18 protein-coding genes are annotated in these 18,438 nt (G+C 72.7%); 7 read left to right on the top strand and 11 right to left on the bottom strand.

The window, feature by feature from the left end; genetic code table 11:
• Positions 1-11: 11 nt before the first annotated feature.
• Complete coding sequence (locus PIR53_05545; GenBank protein WZH53462.1) at positions 12-551, top strand: hypothetical protein; 540 nt, start codon at positions 12-14, stop codon at positions 549-551.
• 10 nt (positions 552-561) lie between these two features.
• Here the strand turns inward: PIR53_05545 and PIR53_05540 are convergent, their stop codons facing one another.
• The 5 genes from PIR53_05540 to PIR53_05520 form a co-directional block, all read right to left on the bottom strand.
• Positions 562-2,589, bottom strand: a complete 2,028-nt coding sequence (locus PIR53_05540; GenBank protein ID WZH53461.1) for an ATP-binding protein — start codon at positions 2,587-2,589, stop codon at positions 562-564.
• A 4-nt stretch (positions 2,590-2,593) separates the two neighbouring features.
• A complete protein-coding gene (locus tag PIR53_05535) occupies positions 2,594-3,688 on the bottom strand; it encodes an NAD-binding protein (protein WZH53460.1) in 1,095 nt (364 codons plus the stop codon).
• Between the two features lie 9 nt (positions 3,689-3,697).
• Positions 3,698-4,075: a hypothetical protein gene (locus PIR53_05530; GenBank protein WZH53459.1), complete on the bottom strand. Its 378-nt coding sequence runs from the start codon at positions 4,073-4,075 to the stop codon at positions 3,698-3,700.
• A 5-nt stretch (positions 4,076-4,080) separates the two neighbouring features.
• The gene (locus PIR53_05525) at positions 4,081-5,091 is read right to left on the bottom strand and encodes a YihY/virulence factor BrkB family protein (GenBank protein ID WZH53458.1); all 1,011 of its coding nucleotides are present in this window, start codon (positions 5,089-5,091) and stop codon (positions 4,081-4,083) included.
• Between the two features lie 79 nt (positions 5,092-5,170).
• Positions 5,171-6,571, bottom strand: coding sequence for a cation:dicarboxylase symporter family transporter (locus tag PIR53_05520; GenBank protein WZH53457.1), 1,401 nt, complete (start codon positions 6,569-6,571; stop codon positions 5,171-5,173).
• Positions 6,572-6,719: 148 nt separating this feature from the next.
• Here PIR53_05520 and PIR53_05515 point away from each other — a divergent pair, with 148 nt between their 5' ends.
• Positions 6,720-8,384, top strand: coding sequence for a sensor histidine kinase (locus tag PIR53_05515; protein WZH53456.1), 1,665 nt, complete (start codon positions 6,720-6,722; stop codon positions 8,382-8,384).
• Positions 8,381-9,055, top strand: a complete 675-nt coding sequence (locus PIR53_05510) for a response regulator (protein WZH53455.1) — start codon at positions 8,381-8,383, stop codon at positions 9,053-9,055. Before PIR53_05515 ends, PIR53_05510 begins: the two co-directional genes overlap by 4 nt.
• A gap of 30 nt (positions 9,056-9,085) precedes the next feature.
• On the opposite strand, the gene PIR53_05505 is transcribed toward PIR53_05510, so the two are convergent.
• Positions 9,086-10,519 carry a glycine hydroxymethyltransferase gene (locus tag PIR53_05505; GenBank protein WZH53454.1) on the bottom strand — a complete coding sequence of 478 codons (1,434 nt, stop codon included), beginning with the start codon at positions 10,517-10,519 and terminating at the stop codon, positions 9,086-9,088.
• 439 nt (positions 10,520-10,958) lie between these two features.
• On the opposite strand from PIR53_05505, the gene PIR53_05500 reads away from it, so the two are divergent.
• From PIR53_05500 to PIR53_05485, 4 genes are all read left to right on the top strand, one after another.
• Positions 10,959-12,683 (top strand): nitrite/sulfite reductase, encoded by a 1,725-nt coding sequence (locus PIR53_05500; protein ID WZH53453.1) that lies wholly within the window; start codon positions 10,959-10,961, stop codon positions 12,681-12,683.
• Positions 12,676-12,891, top strand: coding sequence for a hypothetical protein (locus tag PIR53_05495; protein WZH53452.1), 216 nt, complete (start codon positions 12,676-12,678; stop codon positions 12,889-12,891). Before PIR53_05500 ends, PIR53_05495 begins: the two co-directional genes overlap by 8 nt.
• Positions 12,888-13,628 (top strand): phosphoadenylyl-sulfate reductase, encoded by a 741-nt coding sequence (locus PIR53_05490; GenBank protein WZH53451.1) that lies wholly within the window; start codon positions 12,888-12,890, stop codon positions 13,626-13,628. The genes PIR53_05495 and PIR53_05490 overlap by 4 nt, the downstream gene beginning before the upstream one ends.
• A 122-nt stretch (positions 13,629-13,750) precedes the next feature.
• Positions 13,751-14,494 carry a sirohydrochlorin chelatase gene (locus PIR53_05485; GenBank protein ID WZH53450.1) on the top strand — a complete coding sequence of 248 codons (744 nt, stop codon included), beginning with the start codon at positions 13,751-13,753 and terminating at the stop codon, positions 14,492-14,494.
• A 159-nt stretch (positions 14,495-14,653) separates the two neighbouring features.
• Here the strand turns inward: PIR53_05485 and PIR53_05480 are convergent, their stop codons facing one another.
• From PIR53_05480 to recA, 5 genes are read right to left on the bottom strand one after another with little or no spacing between them, the layout of a single operon-like run.
• Positions 14,654-15,034, bottom strand: coding sequence for a DUF3037 domain-containing protein (locus PIR53_05480; GenBank protein WZH53449.1), 381 nt, complete (start codon positions 15,032-15,034; stop codon positions 14,654-14,656).
• Positions 15,031-15,795, bottom strand: a complete 765-nt coding sequence (locus PIR53_05475; protein ID WZH53448.1) for a hypothetical protein — start codon at positions 15,793-15,795, stop codon at positions 15,031-15,033. Before PIR53_05475 ends, PIR53_05480 begins: the two co-directional genes overlap by 4 nt.
• Positions 15,792-16,640 (bottom strand): polyphosphate kinase 2 family protein, encoded by an 849-nt coding sequence (locus PIR53_05470; protein ID WZH53447.1) that lies wholly within the window; start codon positions 16,638-16,640, stop codon positions 15,792-15,794. The genes PIR53_05475 and PIR53_05470 overlap by 4 nt, the downstream gene beginning before the upstream one ends.
• 41 nt (positions 16,641-16,681) lie before the next feature.
• The gene (locus PIR53_05465; protein ID WZH53446.1) at positions 16,682-17,284 is read right to left on the bottom strand and encodes a regulatory protein RecX; all 603 of its coding nucleotides are present in this window, start codon (positions 17,282-17,284) and stop codon (positions 16,682-16,684) included.
• A gap of 1 nt (position 17,285) precedes the next feature.
• The gene (gene recA, locus PIR53_05460; protein WZH53445.1) at positions 17,286-18,323 is read right to left on the bottom strand and encodes a recombinase RecA; all 1,038 of its coding nucleotides are present in this window, start codon (positions 18,321-18,323) and stop codon (positions 17,286-17,288) included.
• Positions 18,324-18,438: the final 115 nt, after the last annotated feature.

Below are 18,438 nucleotides of genomic sequence, written 5' to 3'. Positions count from 1 at the left end.
GGTCGCGTGCCATGAAGCGGATCGCTCTCGGGACCATCGCGCTCACCCTCGCCCTCTCCGCCTGCTCGGGGTCGGACGACGCGGACGGCGACGCCGCGGGAACGGCGACCTCCGACCCCGTCGCCGAGAACGCCGCCGAGGTGAGCGTGGGCGACGAGGTCGTGCTGCCGGACGGCCTCTCCGTCACCGTCACCGCGATGACGGTCGGCGGCGACACCGGCGGTCCGTGGGTGTCCGCCGAGGTCGTGGTTGAGAACCCGACCGACGTGGAGGGCGCGGTGCCGACCTTCGGCCTCGTCTGCGCCGAGGGCCCCGCCATCGGCGACTACGCCGCGGGGTCGACCGTCGTCATCGGCGACCCCCTGCCCGCCGGCGAGACCGTCACCGGGACGCTCAACCTGCTCCTGCCGGGTGACACACGCTCCGGCACCCAGGTGCCGACGTGCACCGCCCCGGCCTACGTGCAGGCGGCCTCCGTGACCACGGCCGACCTCGAGGCGACGACCGGTCGCGTCGACGTACCGGCCGAGGTGCTCGCCCAGCTCGGCTGAACCGCGGCCGTCAGCCCGCGGCGGCGTCGCGCGCGCCCGGCAGCACGACCTCGATCCGGGTGCCGCGCCCGGCGGGGTTGTCCCGCACGGCGATGGCCCCCTGGTGGCGGTCGACGATCCGACGGCAGATGGCGAGCCCCAGCCCCGTGCCGGAGTACGCCGAGGCGTGGGCCCGGTAGAACTGCTGGAACACGAGGTCCTTGCTGTCGTCCGGGATGCCGACCCCGTTGTCGGTGACCGCGAGGAGCACGGCGCCGTCCTCGGTGGCGTGCCCGTCGACGACGACCCGGGCAGGCTCCCCGGGCACCACGTACTTCAGGGCGTTGCCGACGAGGTTCTCGAACAGCTGGCGCAACATGTTCTCGTCGCCGTGCACGACCGGCAGGGTCTCGACCCGGACGGCGCCGCCGGCCTCCCGGCCGGCCACGATGTCCTGCACCATCGCCGTCATGTCGATGTCGACCGCGTGCAGCTCGGCGTCACGGCTGGTCGCGTGCTGCAGCAGGTGGCGGATCAGGCTCTGCATGCGCCCCGACGCGGACTGCACCTTGTCCACGACCTGCCGCACGAGGGCGCCGTCGGCCGGGTCCCCGTCCTCGATCTCGTTGGCGAGCAGGGCGACCCAGCCGTCGATCGTGGCCAGGGGGTTCTTGAGGTCGTGGGCGACGACACCGGCGAAGGCGGCAAGCTCGCGGCGCTGCAGCTCCTCGGCGGTGACGTCGCGGACGACGACGACGGCGCGGGGCGGGAGGTCCTCGTCGCGGGGCAGCGGCGTGGCCGTCACCTCGACGAGCAGCTCCGTCGAGCCGTCGGCCAGGCGCACGAGGATCCGCTCCACCACGTTCTCGCCGCGCAGGGCACGGGTCGACGGCATCCGCTCGGGCGGCAGCGGCCGGCCCGTCAGGTCGTGGAGCGTGTAGGACCCCTCCTCGCCGGTCAGGGACGCGCCGGGGTTGCGCAGCAGCACTCGGTCCTCGCCCTCCAGGACGAGGACGCCCTCCGGCATGGTGTCGACCATCGTGCGCATCAGGGAGAACTGGCGCTGAGCGTCGGCCTGGGCGTGGCGCACCTCGCGCAGCAGCTGGCGTCGCTCGTCACGGCCGACCCCGAGGGTCAGCGCGGCGACGATGACGACGCACACGTAGAGCTGGGCGAGCACCGCCCCCGTGCGCGGGTCGTCCGTGACGGCGAACGGGCCGCTGCCCTGGAGGGTGCACACGACGACCGTGATGCCGGCGAGCACGCCGTGCACCGCCGCGGTCGCGGTCGAGAAGCGGAGCGCGACCCACCCGGTGACGATGAGGAGGGGGAACGCGAGCGGGATCGAGTCGGGGATGAAGGCGACGCCGTAGAGCGCCACCGAGGCCACGACGAGGGCGGCCAGCTCCCCCGGACCGCCCTGGTCGACGGGCTGGTCGACGGGCCGGCCGTCGGCACGGTCCCCGCGCCGGGCGGCCCAGGCACGACCGACGACGAGCGCGGGCGGCACCACGAAGACGCCGCCGGCCACGGCACGGCCCACCAGCAGCCCGGCGTCGAGCGGTTCCGGCGCGGCGCCCTCGACCAGCAGCCCCACCACGGCGACGAGCCCGCCGAGCAGGCCCCCGGCTGCCGTGGCACCGACGAGGCGGAGCAGGTCGCGCGAGCTGGCGACCGCCTCACCTCCGCGGTCGACGCCCCAGGTCTCCGGGCACCAGCGGCGGAGCAGCGCGGCGGTGAGGGCGACCTGGATGACGACGCCGAGCAGCAGCGCGAGACCCACGACGAACGACAGGCCGGAGAGCACGGCGACGGCCAGCAGGACTGCGGTGAGGGCCAGCCCGTCGAGGCTGGCGATCGAGACGCCGCGCGACAGGAGCCACAGCACGGCGACGCCGGCCGACGGCACCACGAGCGACGGTGCGCCCGGGTCGGTCGCCGTGAGCCGGCCGAGCACCGTCAGGCCCGCCACCAGGACGGCCCACAGGGGCAGCCACCGGACGCCCAGGTGGTCGGGCGGACGCACGAGCGGACGAGCGACCTGCTCGCTGGTCACCACGGGCTCAGTCCTCCGCCGACGCCGACGCCTCGCCGTGGGTGCCGGGGCGTGGTGCCCACGCCAGCTCCTGGGCAGGACGGACGACGATGAGGTGGTCGCCGCGCGCCAGCTGGGTGACGACCGGGTCGAAGTAGCGGTAGACGCGCTCGTCCCGGACGACCGCGATCACCTGGTCGGGCAGCGACTGGGGCGCCTTGCCGACCTCCGTCACGAGCAGGTCCCGCTCCGCGACCTCCAGCCCCTCGCCGTACGTGAGCAGGTCCTCCATGACGGAGCCCAGCGCCGGCGACAGCGACGACAGGCCGAGGAGGCGACCGACGGCGTCGGACGAGGTGATGACGGAGTCGGCGCCGCTCTGGCGCATCAGCGGCACGTTCTCCTGCTCGCGGACGGCCGTGACGATGGAGGCCTCCGGGTTGAGCTGGCGCACCGTGAGCGTGGCGAGCACGTTGGTGTCGTCGCGGTCCGTGGTGATGACGACCTGGGTGGCCTCCGCCACCCGGGCCCGGCGGAGCACGTCGCGGCGGGTGGCGTCACCGATCACGATCGCCAACCCGTCGGCGTGGGCGTCGTCCATCGCGGTCTGGCGGGGGTCGACGACCACCACGGCGTCGCGGTCCCAGCCGTTCTGCACCAGGGTGTCGACGGCGCGTCGGCCCTTCGTGCCGTAGCCGATGACGACGACGTGCTCGGCCATGCGCTTCCTCCACCTGTTGACCCGGAACATCTCGCGACCCTGGGAGGCGAGGACCTCCAGGGTGGTGCCGATGAGCAGCACCAGGAACCCGACGCGTGCGGGCGTGATGACGAACGCGTTGACGAGCCGCGCCTGCGTGCTGACCGGGGCGATGTCCCCGTACCCAGTCGTGCTCAGCGTGACCGTCGTGTAGTAGAGCGCGTCGACCAGGTCGACGGCCCGCGTGGGGTCGTTGTTGTCGGTGTAGCCCTCGCGGTCGACGTACACCAGCAGCACGGTGCCGACGAGGATGCCGACGGCGGCGCCCAGGCGCTTGAGCAGCTCGAACCACGGCGAGCGCTGCCGGTCGGGGAGGGCGACCCGACCAGCGGCCGCGGAATCGTGGGAGGGGCGGTCGGGCACGGGGGAAATCTAGTCGACCAGGTCGCCGTAGATGAGCACGTTCGACGAACCACGGTCCCCGCTCGGCGGGTCGTCGGTCAGCCGGACCGTCACCTCGAAGGCGTCGCCGGCGCGCGGGGTCGCCGCGTCCTCGGGACGCATCCAGTAGCCGCACAGCTCGGCGTCGTCGCCGTCGCCCCGGACGTCCTCGCCCGCGGCGCCGGGGAGGTCGGCGAGGTCGCCGCCCCGCAGGCAGAGCTCGTTGGTGCCGGCGTCGAACGACGCGACCTCGGCACGGACGAGGTCGGTGGGCTCGGAGGTCACGACGACGCCCAGGAGGTAGCCGCCACCCACGCACACGAGCGCTCCGACGGCGACCACGGACCGGGGAAGGTGCACGTTCGACACGCGCGTCAGTCTCCCACGCCGGCGTCCGTCGCGGCCCGCCGGGAGCGCAGCAGGCGGGCGAGCTCACGCCGCGCCGTCGCCGTCACCGTCTGCGGGAAGACCTCGTCGAACGCGGCGTTCACCGCGGCGCCGATCAGCACGGCGATGGCGAGCAGGTAGAGCCAGATCAGCACGTAGATGGGGGCGGCCAGCGGACCGAAGATCGAGCTCGACTCGGCCGACGTCACCGTGAGCCCCCACCGCAGGGCGGCGGAGCCCAGGACCCAGCAGGCGAGCGCGAACACGGCCCCGGGCAGGTTGAAGGTCCACTTCGTCCGCACCGGTACGGCGACGTGGTAGAGCGTCGCGAGGAAGCAGATGCCGAGCAGCAGGACCGTCGGCCAGTAGAACCCCAGGAGGAAGTCGAGGCGCGGCGGGGCGAGGCGGGCCAGGAGGGTCGGACCGGCCACCACGAGGGGCAGCGTGACCGCACCGATGACGAGGCCCAGCAGGTAGAGCCCGAACGAGAGGGCGCGCGTCGCGACGATCCCCCGCTTGCCGCCGAGGCCGTGCATGATCGTGATGGTGTCGACGAACACGTTGAGCGCCCGGGACCCCGACCACAGGGCGAGCACGAAGCCGATGGAGATGACGTCGAAGCGCCCGCCCTCGAGCACCTCGTCGATGGTCGGCACGACGATCCGGTCGACGGCGGCGTCCGTCAGCGCCCGCGACGAGAGCTCGATGACGAAGGAACGCACCTCCTCGACCTCCGCCTGGGAGAAGTGCTCGGAGACGTAGCCGATCGCCCCGGCGAGCGCGAAGACCAGGGGCGGCACCGACAGGATCGCGAAGAACGCCGCCTCCGCCGCCAGGCCCGTCACCCGGTTGCGCAGGCAGGCGCCCACCGTCGTCACCACGAGGCGCCACAGCAGGTGCCGCGCCCGGACGAGACGCGCACGGCCCGACCGGCCCGACCGGCCCGACCGGCCCGACCGGCCCGACCGGTCCGCAGCGGGAGCGGTGGGCGCGGTCATGCAGGAAACCGTAAGGGGCCCGGGACCGATCGTGTCGGTCCCGGGCCCCGTGGGCCTGTCCCCGTGGGGAGAGGAGGGGTCAGGCGCGGCTGAGCACCTTCTCCTGGGCGAGGCGGGCGGCCTCGTCGTCGGGCGAGTCGGCCGGCTCCGTGGCGCCGTGGTCGTCGACCATGGTCGACTCGTCGAACGGGATGGCGCCCGAGATCGCGCCCTTGTACTGCTCGCGGTCGAGGCCGCCGGTCCAGTGGCCGATGAGCACCGTGGCGACGGCGTTGCCGGCGAAGTTGGTGACGGCGCGGGCCTCGGACATGAAGCGGTCGATGCCGACGATGAGGCCGACGCCGTCGACCAGCTCGGGGCGGTGCGAGCTGAGGCCTCCGGCCAGGGTCGCCATGCCGGCGCCGGTGACGCCCGCCGCACCCTTGGAGGCGATCATCATGAAGACGAGGAGCGAGACCTGCTCGCCGATGCTCAGCGGGTCGCCCATCGCGGAGGCGATGAACAGCGAGGCCATCGTCAGGTAGATCGCGGTGCCGTCCAGGTTGAAGGAGTAGCCCGTCGGGACCACCACGCCGACCGTGGACTTGTCGACGCCGGCGTGCTCCATCTTGGCGATGAGGCGCGGCAGGGCCGACTCGGAGGACGACGTCGAGACGATGAGGAGGAACTCGCGGCCGAGGTACTTGAGCAGCGCGAAGATGTTGATGCCGGCGGCGACCTTGAGCAGCGTGCCGAGCACGACGAAGACGAAGAGCGCGCAGGTGATGTAGAAGCCGATCATCAGCACCGCGAGCGACTTGAGCGCACCGAGGCCGGTGGCGCCGACGACCGCGGCGATCGCGGCGAACGCGCCGACGGGGGCGGCCCACATGATCATCGCGAGGATGCGGAAGACCAGGCGCTGGATGTGGCCGACGCCCTTGATGATGGGCTCGCCCGCCTTGCCCATGGCCTGCAGCGCGAAGCCCACGAGGAGCGCGACGAACAGCGTCTGGAGCACCTCGCCCGAGGTCAGCGCCGAGACGAGCGACGTCGGGATGATGCCGACGAGGAACTCCATCGTGCTGCCGTGCGAGGCGTTGCTGGCGATCTCCGCACCGGACGCGGCGACCTGGTCGTTGACGACGAGGCCCTCACCCGGGTGCAGGAAGTTGCCGACGGCCATGCCGATGGCCAGGGCGAAGGTGCTCATGCCGATGAAGTAGCCGAGGGCCAGGCCGCCGACCTTGCCGACCTTCGCAGCACTGCGGATGGAGCCGACGCCGAGGACGATCGTGCAGAAGATGATCGGCTGGATCATCATCTTGATGAGGGCGACGAACGCCTTGCCGATCGGCTCGAGCTCGACGGCGAAGTCGGGCACCACGGCGCCGACCAGGATGCCGAGCGCCACGGCCACGATGACCGCGATGTAGAGGTAGTGGGTGCGGGCGTTGCTCTTGCGCTTCTGCGCCGGCGCCGCCGAGGTGCTGCTGCTCATGGTGGAACTCCTGTCTGGGCCCGCTGCGTGAGGGGGACGTGGGTCACACCCTCGTCGCGTTCGTGACCGCGGTCACCGTTGTGGTCGTTGTGTTCGCGACCACATCCGGACACCTCCCGACGTCCGGTGGTGGGGCACAATGCGCCGCATGACGCGGCGACGGCACGACGGCTCGGGGCGCGAGCTATCGGTCGCCGGCCAGGTGCTGGCGCTCCAGGTCGTCGCCATGCTCGTGCTGGTCGCGGCCGCGGTCGGGCTCGCCGTCGTCGACGCCCGGTCCGACAGCCGGGAGAACGCGGAGAACCGGGCGCTCGCGGTGGCCGAGGCACTGGCCGACTCCCCCGCCGTGGCCGCCGCGGTGGTGGGCGACGACCCCAATGCCGCCCTGCAGCAGTGGACCTCGGAGGTGCAGGACGACGCGGACGTCGACTTCGTGACGATCATGGGCCTCGACCGGGTCCGCTTCACGCACCCCAACCCCGCCGAGGTGGGCCGTCGCTTCGTCGGCGACGTCGGTGGCGCGCCGGAGGGGCGGGTCTTCGTGCAGGAGTACGTCGGCACGCTCGGCCCCTCCGTCCGGGCCGTCGTGCCCGTGTTCGACCGGGGCGCCGCGGGCGACAACAGCGAGGTGGTCGCGCTCGTCGCGGTCGGTGTGAGCATCGACCGGATCTCCCAGTCCGTCCGGGGAGACCTCGTGTGGATCGGGCTCACTGCTGCCGCCGTGCTCGGCGTCGGCCTGGTCGGCGCCGGTCTGGTCGCCCGGCGACTGCGCCGCCAGACCCACGGCATGGGCGAGCGGGAGATGACCCGGATGTACGAGTACTACGCCGCCGTCCTCGGTGCCGTGCGCGAGGGCCTGCTCCTCGTCGACGGCCGGGGCCGGGTCTCCCTCGTCAACGACGAGGCCCGCCGCCTGCTGGACCTCCCCGGCGACGGCGTCGTCGGTACGCCGCTGCGCGAGCTCGGCCTGCCGCCGGGCCTGGTGGCGGCCGTGGCCGGGGGACGCGTCGCGAGCGACGACCTCTACGTCACCGGGGACAAGGTGCTGGTCGTCAGCTCCTCCCCCGCGCGCTGGCGCGACGCGACGGTGGGCTCGGTGGTCACCCTCCGCGACCGCACCGACCTGCAGAACGTGACCGGCGAGCTCGACGTCGTGCGCGCGTTGTCGGAGTCGCTCCGGGCGCAGAACCACGAGGCCGCCAACCGGCTCCACACGGTCGTCTCCCTCGTCGAGATGGGTCGCCACGAGGAGGCGGTCGACTTCGCCACCGAGGAGCTCCAGGTCGCCCAGCTCCTCACCGACCGCGTCGTGGCCGCCACCGGGGACCCCGTGCTCGCCGCGCTGCTGCTCGGCAAGACCGCCGAGGCGGCCGAGCGCGGCGTCGACCTGCGCCTCGAGGGTGCCGTGCCGGCGGACCTCCCGGTGCCGCCCCGCGACATCGTCACCGTCGTGGGCAACCTCGTCGACAACGCGCTCGACGCGCTGGCCGAGGTGCCGGCGAGCGCGGACCGCGTCGTACGGGTCGCCTTCCACCCCGGCGCGACCGGCGCCGGCACCCTGCAGGTGGTCGTCGACGACTCGGGTCCCGGGCTCAGCGAGGAGGAGGCGGTGCACGCCTTCGAGCGCGGCTGGTCGACGAAGGCCTCGCCCGACGCGCAGGGACCGGGCCGGGGCCTCGGCCTCGCGCTCGTCGCGCAGGTGGCCCGCCGGCACGGCGGCGACGTGGCCGTGGGCGCCTCGCCGCTCGGCGGTGCGTCGTTCACGGTGGACCTGGCGCCGACCGGCTCCCCCGCCCGGGCGGTGGCGCCGTGACGGTCCGGGTGCTCGTCGTCGAGGACGAGGCGACCGCGGCGCAGGCGCACGCGGCGTACGTCGCCCGGGTCGACGGGTTCGAGGTCGTCGCCGTCGCCCGCTCCGCCGCGGAGGCGGCCCGGGCGCTGTCCCGGGAGCAGATCGACCTGGTGCTCCTCGACATGCACCTGCCGGACGGGCACGGTCTCGGCCTGGTGCGCGGCATGCGCGCAGCGGGTCACCTGTGCGACGTCATCGCGGTGACCTCGGCCCGCGACGCGGACGTGGTGCGGCAGGCCGTGGCCCACGGGGTGGTGCTCTACCTGTTGAAGCCGTTCACCTTCCCGACCTTCCGGGCGAAGCTCCAGCAGTACGCCGCCTACCGCGCCTCGCTGTCCTCCGGACGTGAGGTGGCCCAGGAGGAGGTCGACGGCCTGCTCGGCTCCCTGCGCTCACCGAGCGCCGGGAGCGTGCCGAAGGGCATGAGCGCCGAGACGCTGCGCGACGTGACGCAGGCGGTGCGCGACGCGGACACCGGGGTGTCGGCCACCGAGGTCGCCGAGCGGGTCGGCGCCTCCCGGGTCACGGTACGGCGCTACCTCGAGCACCTCGCCGACACGGGCCGGCTGGACCGGGCGCCCCGGTACGGCGGCACGGGACGGCCCGAGGTCGAGTACCGCTGGCGGGGCTGAGCGCCCCGCCAGCGGCACCGGCGGACCGGCTCAGGCGAGCTCGAGGCCCGGGTAGAGCGGGTGCTTGTCGAGCAGCTCGGCGGACGCGGCGTGCGTCTTGTCGGCGATGCCGTCGGCGAGCACGTAGGAGGCCTTCGACGCGGCGCCGGCCTTCGTCGTGCCGGCCTCGGTGTTGCGCAGGACGTCGACGACGAGGTCGGCGACCCGGTCGAACTCGTCCTTGCCGAAGCCGCGGGTGGTGAGCGCCGGCGTGCCGAGGCGGATGCCGGAGGTGTACCAGGCGCCGTTCGGGTCGGCCGGCACCGAGTTGCGGTTGGTGACGATGCCGGCGTCGAGCAGGGCCGACTCGGCCTGACGACCCGTCAGACCGAAGGAGGACACGTCGACGAGCACCAGGTGGTTGTCGGTGCCGCCGGTGACGAGCGTGGCACCGCGGCTGAGGAAGCCCTCGGCGAGCGCCTGCGCGTTGTCGGCCACCTGCTGGGCGTAGGTCTTGAACTCCGGGCGGCGGGCCTCGGCCAGCGCCACGGCCTTCGCGGCCATCACGTGCGGCAGCGGGCCGCCGAGCACCATGGGGCAGCCGCGGTCGACGCTCGGGGCGTACTCCTCCGTGGCGAGCACCATGCCGCCGCGCGGGCCGCGCAGCGACTTGTGGGTCGTCGTGGTCACGACGTGGGCGTAGGGCACCGGGTTCTCCTCGCCGGTGAACACGCCACCGGCGACGAGCCCGGCGAAGTGCGCCATGTCGACCATGAGCGTGGCGCCGACCTCGTCGGCGATCTCGCGCATCTTCGCGAAGTTCACGCGGCGGGGGTACGCCGAGTAGCCGGCCACGAGGATGAGCGGCTGGAACTCCTTGGCCTTCGCCCGCACCGCGTCGTAGTCGAGCAGGCCCGTCTCTGGGTCCGTCCCGTACTGCTGCTGGTGGAACATCTTGCCGCTGATGTTGGGACGGAAGCCGTGGGTCAGGTGGCCACCAGCGTCCAGGTTCATGCCGAGCAGGCGCTGGTTGCCGAGCTCGTTGCGGAGCTCCTCCCAGTCGGCCTCGGTGAGGTCGTTGACGTTCTTGGCCCCGGCCTTCTCCAGCCACGGGCCCTCGACGCGGTGGGCCAGGATCGACCAGAAGGCGACGAGGTTGGCGTCGATGCCGGAGTGCGGCTGCGCGTAGGCGTACTCGGCGCCGAACAGCTCGCGGGCGTGCTCGGCCGCGAGGGACTCGACGGTGTCGACGTTCTGGCAACCGGCGTAGAAGCGGTGACCGACCGTGCCCTCGGCGTACTTGTCGCTGAGCCACGTGCCCATCGTCAGCAGCACGGCCGGCGAGGCGTAGTTCTCCGAGGCGATGAGCTTGAGCGACGCGCGCTGGTCGGCCAGCTCGGCGCGGGTGGCGTCGGCGACGCGCGGCTCCACCGAGGCGATGACCTCGAGAGCCTGGGAGTAGGTGCTGCTGATCAGGTCGGTCATGGGCGTCAGCGTAATGAGCCCGTGACCTACCGTCGATTCGTCGGACAAGGCGCCCCCCGGAGGTCACGGGACTGTGACCTGGGCCTCACGACACCGGCGAAAGCGCTGGTCGCGGCGGTGGTTGTTCGAATTGTGGACGCCATTCCCACATCATGAGATCTCTGGTTGTGGGGAGGCCGTCCGCAGGATGAGACTCCTGCCCATGATCTCTGCTGCGACGCACGCGTACCTCGTGGTTCGACGCCACGTGGACCTCATGCGTACGCGCAGCTCCATGTGTTGGCCTTCCTGACTCCCCTCGTCCGCGCGCTCCCGCCCCGTCGCCCGAGCGCGCACCGACCCCGAACTCGCCCGGGTCGCAGGCAGACCACCACCCCCCGCGCCGTACCGGCGTGAGCGCTGCCCGCGGTCCGGCATCCCCCGCGAAGGACAGACTGCAGTGAACTCCCCGGCAACTCCCGCCCCCCGCGCCACCACCCGCCGCAAGCGCGGCGAGGGTCAGTGGGCGCTCGGCTACACGGAGCCGCTGAACAAGAACGAGCAGTCCAAGAAGGACGACAACCCGCTCAACGTGCGGGCGCGGATCATCAACATCTACTCCAAGCGCGGCTTCGACTCGATCGACCCGGCCGACCTGCGCGGCCGCTTCCGCTGGATGGGCCTCTACACGCAGCGTGCGCCCGGCTTCGACGGCGGCAAGACGGCGACGCTCGAGGAGGAGGAGCTCGACGACCGCTTCTTCATGATGCGCGTCCGCTCCGACGGCGCCCTGCTCTCGGCGGACGCCCTGCGCGCCCTGGGCCGCGTCGGCACCGAGTTCGCCCGCGACACGGCGGACGTCACCGACCGCGAGAACATCCAGTACCACTGGATCCGCGTCGAGGACGTCCCGACGATCTGGGAGATCCTCGACGCGGCCGGGCTCGACACGCTCGAGGCCTGCGGCGATTCGCCCCGTCCGTTCCTCGGCTCGCCGGTCGCCGGTGTCGCCGAGGAGGAGATCATCGACGGCACCAGCGCGCTGGAGGAGATCAAGCGCCGGTACATCGGCGACCCCGCCTTCTCGAACTTCCCCCGCAAGTTCAAGACCGCGCTCACCGGTCACCCGGGCCACGACGTCTCCCCCGAGACCAACGACGTCTCCTTCGTCGGCACGGTGCACCCGGAGCACGGGCCCGGCTTCGACCTGTGGGTCGGTGGCGGCCTGTCGACCAACCCGATGCTCGCCCACAAGCTCGGCGTGTGGATCCCGCTGGACGAGGTGCCCGACGTCTGGGAGGGCGTCGCCAGCATCTTCCGCGACTACGGCTACCGCCGCCTGCGCTCGAAGGCCCGCCTGAAGTTCCTGCTGGCCGACTGGGGCAAGGAGAAGTTCCGCGAGGTGCTCGAGACCGAGTACCTGAAGCGCGAGCTCGTCTCCACGCCCTCCCCCGAGGTGCCCGTGCGGCCCGCGGACCACATCGGCGTGCACCGCCAGAAGGACGGCAAGTTCTACATCGGGCTGGCCCCGACCGTCGGCCGCGTCTCCGGCACGATCCTGACCGCGCTCGGCGACCTCGTCGAGGAGTACGACGCGGCCGGCGCGCGGCTGACGGCGTACCAGAAGATCGTCGTGCTCGGCGTCGACGGCGACCAGGTGGAGGCGTTCCTGGACGCAGCGGCCGCCATCGGGCTGGACGGTCGTCCGTCCAACTGGCGCCAGAACACGATGGCGTGCACCGGCATCGAGTTCTGCAAGCTGGCCATCGTCGACACCAAGGACCGCGGCCGCGACCTCATCGCCTCGCTGGAGCAGCGGGTGCCGGACCTCGACGTGCCGATCACCGTCAACATCAACGGCTGCCCCAACGCCTGCGCACGCACGCAGGTCGCCGACTTCGGGCTCAAGGGCCAGCTCGTGCTCGACGAGCACGGCGAGCAGGTCGAGGGCTTCCAGGTGCACCTGGGCGGCGCGACCGGCCTCAACGCCAACTTCGGCCGCAAGCTGCGCGCCCACAAGGTGACCAGCGCGGGGCTCGACGACTACATCACGGCCGTCGTCACGGCGTACCTCGACGAGCGGGAGCCCGGCGAGAGCTTCGCGACGTGGGTCGTGCGCGCCGACGAGGCCCGCCTGCGCGGCGAGCAGTCCGGTGCGGAGCAGAAGGAGGTGGCCCGTGTCTGAGCGCGCCGCCCCCTACCACTGCCCCTACTGCGCCGACGAGGACCTCCGGCCGCACGAGGTGACCGACCCCGCGACGGGCCAGGTCTCCTCCCCCGCCGGAGCGTGGGAATGCCGCGCCTGCCTGCGTGCTTTCACCCTGCGCTACGTCGGCCAGCTCGCCCGCCCCGCCGGCGTCGGCTCGACCTCCTCGAAGGGAGCCTCCGCATGATCGCCACCAGCGCCGCCCGCGCCAACCGCGGCAGCGAGACCGCCGGACGCACGTCCGAGGAGCTGCGCGAGATCGTGCAGCACGTCGGAGCCGAGCTGGAGGTGGCGCCCGCCGAGCACATCATCGAGTGGGCGTTCGCCACCTTCGGCGAGCGGTTCTGCATCACCTCCTCCATGGGTGACGCGGTGGTCGCGCACCTCGCGGCGAAGGTGGCCCCCGGCATCGACGTGGTCTTCCTCGACACGGGCTACCACTTCGCGGAGACGATCGGCACGCGTGACGCCGTGGCCGCGACGATGGACGTCAACGTCATCACCATCGAGCCGAAGCAGACCGTCGCCGAGCAGGACGCGGAGCACGGCCCCGAGCTGTTCAAGCGCGACCCCGACCTGTGCTGCGCGCTCCGCAAGGTGGAGCCGCTCCGCACCTCCCTGGACGGGTACGACGCCTGGGCCACCGGCCTGCGCCGCGCCGAGACGAAGAACCGCGTCATCGCCCCGGTCGTCGGCTGGGACGCGAAGAAGAAGAAGGTCAAGGTCTCCCCGATCGCACGGTGGACCGACGAGGACGTCGACACCTACATCGCAGAGAACGGCGTGCTGGTCAACCCGCTCGTCTACGACAACTACCCGTCGATCGGCTGTTGGCCGTGTACGCGTCGTGTCGCACCCGGCGACGACCCCCGGAGCGGTCGCTGGGCCGGCACGAACAAGACGGAGTGCGGCATCCACATGTGATGCCGGCTCCGGCCGACAGCTCGCACCTGCACGGCGCGCTCACCCGGACCGAGCGCGCCCCTCGACCTCAGCACCACCCCCACCGGGCCGTGTCGGCCCGGAGCCCCAGGAAGGAGGCCGTCATGGCCGCCCCTGCACTCATCGCTCTCGCCCACGGCAGCCGCGACCCCCGATCGGTCGCCACCATCAACGCCCTCGTCGCCGAGGTGCGGGCCCAGCGCCCCGACCTGCGCATCGAGCCCGCTTTCCTCGAACTGGCGAAGCCCGGCTTCCACACCGTCGTGGACCGCCTGGTCCGCGCCGGCCACGAGGAGATCGTGGTCGTGCCGCTGCTCCTCTCGGACGCCTACCACGCGAAGGTCGACGTCCCCGCCGCCGTCGCGGAGGCCACGGCCCGCCACGAGGGCCTGCGCATCCGCGCCGCCGGCATCCTCGGCCTCGAGACCGCGTTCCTGCAGATCCTCGACGAGCGCCTCCGCTCGGCGCTGCGCTCCGCCCGGGTGCGGGAGCTCGACGCCCTGGTGCTCGCCGCCGCCGGCTCGAGCGACGCGCTCGCCAACCAGGCCGTCGCCCGTCTGGCCCGCGTCTGGGGCGCCCGGCACAAGCTGCCCGTCACCGCGGCGTTCGCGTCGACCGCTCCCCCGGCCACCGGCGAGGCCGTCCGCGCCTTCCGCGCCGAGGGCCGTCGCCACATCGCCGTCGCCTCGCTGTTCCTCGCGCCCGGCTTCCTCGCCGACCGGTCGGCGGAGCTCGCGCTCGAGGCCGGCGCCGTCGCGGTCTCCGACCCGCTCGGCGCCCACCCCGAGGTCGCCCGCACGATCCTCGCGCGGTACGCCGTCGGCGCCGTCGAGCTCGTCCCCGTCTGAGCCCGCTCACCTTCCACAGGGACCGAGCGGTCGGTTCCCCGGTCAGCCGGGGAACCGACCGCTTTGACCATCAAATTTGATGGTCAAAGCGGTGTGTTCCCCGGTCGACCGGGGAAAGTGCTGCCCCCTCACCCTCCACCTCAGGTGGAGGGCCGGGGGTCAGACGGCGTGGGCCAGCAGGCGGCGGAGGTCGGCGGCGGGGTCGGTCGTGGTGCCCCCGTGGACCGGGCCCGGCTGCACCACCGTGCTGCGCGGGGCCTTCAGGAACCCGAAGCGGGTGCCGATCGGGTGCGACCCGGCCGACCCACCGCGATCGTCCCCCGCGCACACGCCCGCCACGAACTCCAGCGAACGGCACAGCGCCGCGAGGTCGAGCGACGGGAAGGCGGCGCCGAGCCGGGCCTCGTCCACCGCCCACGCGACGTCGAGGAACCGCGCCTCCTCGCAGTAGAGGACCACCCCGACGTTGAGGAACTCCTCGCGGTCGACGCGCGGCACGCAGCGCAGCACCACGTACTGGTACGGCACCGCGGCGCTCACGACCCCACCCCCGGGAGCCAGGAGCGGGACCCGAGGCGGGCGGTGAGGAAGCGCACGTACGCCGCGCGCACCGCCTCCGCGTCCTCCGCGCCGGCGACCGGCTCGAGCCACTCGTCGGGCACCTCCGCGGCGATCGCCGCGAGTGCGTCCTCGTCCAGTACGGCGCGGGCGGCGGCGTCGACGGCCGGCAGGTCCGCGACGTGATCGGCGAAGACGTGGTCGGCGACGCTCCACGGCTGGGCCGCGAACCGGGCCGGGTCGGTGATGCCGCCGGCCCAGGCGTGGTGGAAGTAGAGCGACGCACCGTGGTCGATGGCCCAGACGTCGCCGTGCCAGCGCAACAGGTTGGGGTTGCGCCACGAGCGGTCCACGTTGGCCGTGAAGGCGTCGAGCCAGAGGATCCGAGCCGCCGCCGTCGCGTCCTGCGGCTCGGCGTGGTCGAAGCCGAACGCGCCGGGCAGGAAGTCCACGCCCAGGTTGAGGCCGACGCTGGCCCGGAGGAGGTCCTGCACCTCCTCGTCGGCCTCGTAGCGCGCGAGGTCCAGCGTGAGGTCGAGCGCGACCAGGCGCGGCGTGCGGAGGTCGAGCCGCCGGGCCAGGCCGCTGACGAGCACCTCGGCGACGAGCACCCGCAGCCCCTGCCCGGCACCACGGAACTTGCAGACGTAGGTGCCGAGGTCGTCAGCCTCGACGACACCCGGGAGGCTGCCGCCCTCGCGGAGCGGCGTGACGTACCGCGTCACCTGCTGGACGGGGATCACGCGAGCGGGTCCTGCTCGGTGAGGCGGCGGCGCTGCTCGTCGGGGTCGAACGACGCCGCCGGCCAGCCCAGGTCGAGCGAGCGCAGCTCGTCGCGGAGCAGCTGGGCGACGACCAGGTTGCGGTACCACTTCGAGCCGGCGGGCACGACGTACCACGGTGCGTGCTCGCTGTGGGTGCGCTCCAGGGCGATCTCGTAGGCCCGCTGGTAGTCCGCCCAGAGCGCCCGGTCGTCGATGTCGGCGGGCGAGAACTTCCAGTGCTTCGCCGGGTCGTCGAGCCGCGCGAGCAGACGCGCCTTCTGCTCGTCGGGCGAGATGTGGAGCAGCACCTTCACGATGCGCGTGCCACCCGCACGGACGCCCGTCTCGAAGTCGTTGATCGCGCCGTACCGCCGCTCGATCTCCTCCGGCGACGCCAGGGAGCGCACCCGGGCGGCCAGCACGTCCTCGTAGTGCGACCGGTCGAAGACGCCGACCTGACCCGGGCCGGGGAGCCGCGGGGCGATGCGCCACAGGAAGTCGTGACGGAGCTCGTCGGGCGTCGGTGCGCCGAAGGCGGCGACCCGGATGCCCTGGGGGTCGAGCAGGCCGAACACCTTGCGCACCGTGCCGCCCTTGCCCGACGTGTCCATGCCCTGGAGGACCAGCAGCACGCTGGGCGCCTCGGTGCCCGCGGAGCGGCCGGTCGCGACGAGACGTTCCTGGAGGTCGGCGAGCTCCTCGGCCACGGCGGCGAGGGCCTCCTTGCCCGCAGCCTTGTCGCCGTCGAAGCCGGGCCATCCGGACGTGGGGCGGGACGCGAGGTCCACCGGACCCGGCTGGAGCCGCAGGGGCGAGAGATCCACCCGCCCACTATCCCATCCGGCCCGCGGGGACGGTGCAGCACTCAGTCGGTCTCGCCGGCGCCGTCGAGCTCGTCGACCTCGTCGCCGCGCGCGGCCAGCTCCTCGCGCACGACGCTGTAGGCCGTGCCCGGCGCATACCCCTTGCGCGCCAGCATGCCGACCAGGCGTCGGGTGGCCACCGGCGTCTCGAGGCTGCTCATCGACCGCAGCTTCTTGCGCACGAGCACGCGCGCCGTCTCGGTCTCGTCGTCGGGCTCGACCTCGGCGAGCGCCTCGCGGGCCACCTCGTCGTCGACGCCCTTGCGGCGCAGCTCCTGCGCCAACGCCCGCCGGGCGAGCCCCTTGGCGGAGCGACGACCCTCCACCCACGTGCGGGCGAACGCGGCGTCGTCGACGAGACCGACCTCCTCGAAGCGGTCCAGCAGGCGCTGCGCGACCTCCTCGGGGACGTCGCGCGACGCGAGCTTCGTCGCCAGCTCCTGGCGGCTGCGCGCGCGACCCGTCAGCTGGTCGAGCAGGATCGTCCGCGCCACCTGCTCGACGTCCGCGTCCGGGACCGCGACGGCCTCGTCCTCCGGCGGCGGCGCCCAGGGGTCGTCCCCCGGGACGCCGGCGCCAGGCGATCCGGCCGCTCGGGCCGTCATCTCAGAAGTCGTCGACGCCGACCGGCTCGGCCGGCTGGTCGACCTGCGGGCCGACACCGAGCTTCTCGAGGATCTTCTTCTCGAGCTCGTCGGCCAGGTCGGGGTTGTCGCGCAGGAAGTTGCGCGCGTTCTCCTTGCCCTGGCCGAGCTGGTCGCCGTCGTAGGTGTACCAAGCACCCGCCTTGCGGACGAGGCCGGCCTCCACGCCGACGTCGATCAGGCCGCCCTCGCGGCTGATGCCCTTGCCGTACATGATGTCGAACTCGGCCTGCTTGAACGGCGGGGCCACCTTGTTCTTCACGACCTTGACGCGGGTGCGGTTGCCGACCATGTCGGTGCCGTCCTTCAGCGTCTCGATGCGACGGACGTCGAGGCGGACCGAGGAGTAGAACTTCAGCGCGCGACCACCCGTCGTGGTCTCCGGTGAGCCGAACATGACGCCGATCTTCTCGCGCAGCTGGTTGATGAAGATCGCGGTCGTGTTGGCGCCGTTGAGGGCACCGGTCATCTTGCGGAGCGCCTGGCTCATGAGGCGGGCCTGGAGACCGACGTGGCTGTCACCCATCTCGCCCTCGATCTCGGCCTTGGGCACGAGCGCCGCGACGGAGTCGATGACGATGAGGGACAGGGCACCGGAGCGCACCAGCATGTCGGCGATCTCGAGCGCCTGCTCGCCCGAGTCGGGCTGCGAGACGAGCAGGGCGTCGGTGTCGACGCCGAGGTTCTTCGCGTACTCCGGGTCGAGCGCGTGCTCGGCGTCGATGAACGCCACGATCCCGCCCGCGCGCTGGGCGCTCGCCACCGCGTGGAGCGCGACCGTCGTCTTTCCGGAGGACTCCGGACCGTAGATCTCCACGACGCGACCACGCGGGAGACCACCGAGGCCGAGCGCGACGTCGAGCGCGATGGACCCGGTGGGGATGACCTCGAGCGGCGCCCGGGTGTCGTCACCCAGCCGCATGATGGAGCCCTTGCCGAACTGCTTCTCGATGCTCGCGAGCGCCGTGTCGAGCGCCTTGCCGCGGTCTGCACCAGCCATGGTGTGTCCTTCCCTCCGGGCCCGGCCCGAGTCGTTCGATGGCCGGCGGCCACCACGTGAGTTCATGGGCACGACGTTAGGCCGAGCCACTGACAACCCTGAGCGCCTCGCGGCG

The sequence above is a fragment of the Nocardioides alkalitolerans genome, from assembly GCA_038184435.1.
In the GTDB taxonomy this organism is placed as follows: Bacteria; Actinomycetota; Actinomycetes; order Propionibacteriales; family Nocardioidaceae; genus Nocardioides; species Nocardioides alkalitolerans_A.
The sequence above is the reverse complement of the archived record's forward strand: the minus strand, read 5'-3'. Positions and strand labels throughout refer to the sequence as shown.

Bases quoted from the DNA above. Each gene is read 5' to 3' on its own strand.
- PIR53_05545 (WZH53462.1), top strand. From the start codon at position 12: ATGAAGCGGATCGCTCTCGGGACCATCGCGCTCACCCTCGCCCTCTCC.
- PIR53_05525 (WZH53458.1), bottom strand. From the start codon at position 5,091: ATGACCGCGCCCACCGCTCCCGCTGCGGACCGGTCGGGCCGGTCGGGC.
- PIR53_05520 (WZH53457.1), bottom strand. From the start codon at position 6,571: ATGAGCAGCAGCACCTCGGCGGCGCCGGCGCAGAAGCGCAAGAGCAAC.
- PIR53_05515 (WZH53456.1), top strand. From the start codon at position 6,720: ATGACGCGGCGACGGCACGACGGCTCGGGGCGCGAGCTATCGGTCGCC.
- PIR53_05505 (WZH53454.1), bottom strand. From the start codon at position 10,519: ATGACCGACCTGATCAGCAGCACCTACTCCCAGGCTCTCGAGGTCATC.
- PIR53_05490 (WZH53451.1), top strand. From the start codon at position 12,888: ATGATCGCCACCAGCGCCGCCCGCGCCAACCGCGGCAGCGAGACCGCC.
- PIR53_05485 (WZH53450.1), top strand. From the start codon at position 13,751: ATGGCCGCCCCTGCACTCATCGCTCTCGCCCACGGCAGCCGCGACCCC.
- PIR53_05465 (WZH53446.1), bottom strand. From the start codon at position 17,284: ATGACGGCCCGAGCGGCCGGATCGCCTGGCGCCGGCGTCCCGGGGGAC.
- recA (WZH53445.1), bottom strand. From the start codon at position 18,323: ATGGCTGGTGCAGACCGCGGCAAGGCGCTCGACACGGCGCTCGCGAGC.